This window comes from Bradyrhizobium sp. Leo114, from assembly GCF_055229415.2.
In genome coordinates this window covers 1-1,074 of the sequence record NZ_JBUYEN020000174.1, presented here as the reverse complement: position 1 = coordinate 1,074, position 1,074 = coordinate 1, and the positions used below count along the sequence as shown (strand labels likewise).

The 1,074-nt window shown below is 59.7% G+C and carries 2 protein-coding genes; both read right to left on the bottom strand.

All coding sequences use genetic code 11. The features are described 5' to 3' along the window. Window positions 1–196, bottom strand: a 196-nt coding sequence (locus ACZIRK_RS45235) for a hypothetical protein (RefSeq protein ID WP_463703211.1), incomplete at its 3' end; no start/stop codon positions are given. A 1-nt stretch (window position 197) separates the two neighbouring features. Continuing rightward, window positions 198–470, bottom strand: a complete 273-nt coding sequence (locus ACZIRK_RS45230) for a hypothetical protein (protein ID WP_130232011.1) — start codon at window positions 468–470, stop codon at window positions 198–200. Window positions 471–1,074: the final 604 nt, after the last annotated feature.

Genomic DNA, 1,074 nt, shown 5'->3' with positions numbered 1-1,074 from the left:
GCGCCTCCTCATACTTGCCGCAAGAATAGTAGCGGTGGCCAAATACATATAAGGCCTCAAGCTCATCGTCCGTGATCCCAATGACGCTAGCCAGGTCCGCGCGCCCTGCCACGAAGTCGATGGCGAGTTGTGCCAGCCGCTCGGTGTCCGGCGCATCGCCACCATTCAATAGCTCACCATCCGCCATCCTCATCATGTCACGCTCTCCGTGGAGACGGCTTGGTGCGTGGGACATGCGACATCGATTCAGGCGTTGGCAGGATGTGATTGAGGGCCGCCAGCTCGCCCGCATACGCTCTTTGAAACGCTTCGTCCTGATCGGCGACAAATGCAGAAATTGAAGCGGCACTCATAGTGCCGTCGCCCAAAGGGCAGGCACAACGGCCAAGTTGTTCGCGAGCCCGCGTCAAGAGACTATCCATCTGCGCGATGGTCTCTCGCGCAGCTTCCATCGTGTCATCGAGGTTCATTGCCCCTCCCAGACGGTCTCCTTGCCAACGCACCGTAGCGCCAGCAGGATTCGAAACCGCTTGCGCCACCAGCTCCGCTCAAGGGGCAACGACCTGCTCTCGGGGCCGGCCGCCAAAGGCCACCGACAGGCATCGTCTGCCGATGATAACGTGTGTCAGAATTCCCGACGAGAACGTTCCCGCAGATGGCGTAATGGCATTCCTCCGTGTCCCCGTTGGATCAACAGCTCCGCACGTCACTACCAGAGGTGGCGCATGGCGCAAAATACTTGATCGCTATGAAGGCATAGGCGCCCGTGATGGATCGGTGCGTCTCAGCGCGAGCGCTTGAGACGGCGGAGCTAACCTGGAAGTACGTGTCGTTGCGTTAAACGAGTCGTTCGGCCATCGCCGAAGCGAGCCCGCCGCTTGCGGACGGTGAGCCCTTCCTCGCGATAAAGCCGGTAGATCCGGTTGATCCCTGATGGCTCGCCCTTGGAGAGCACCGAACTGTCCCCGAATTTCCGCCGCTTCGCTGAAGATTACGCCGATGCGGTCACCACACTGCGTTTCTGGGATGCGCTTGATATCATCGACAAGTACTTCGAGCTAGCTGGCTTTGCAC

Excerpts from the sequence above, each read along its gene's own strand:
- ACZIRK_RS45230 (WP_130232011.1), bottom strand. The coding sequence starts at position 470 with ATGAACCTCGATGACACGATGGAAGCTGCGCGAGAGACCATCGCGCAG.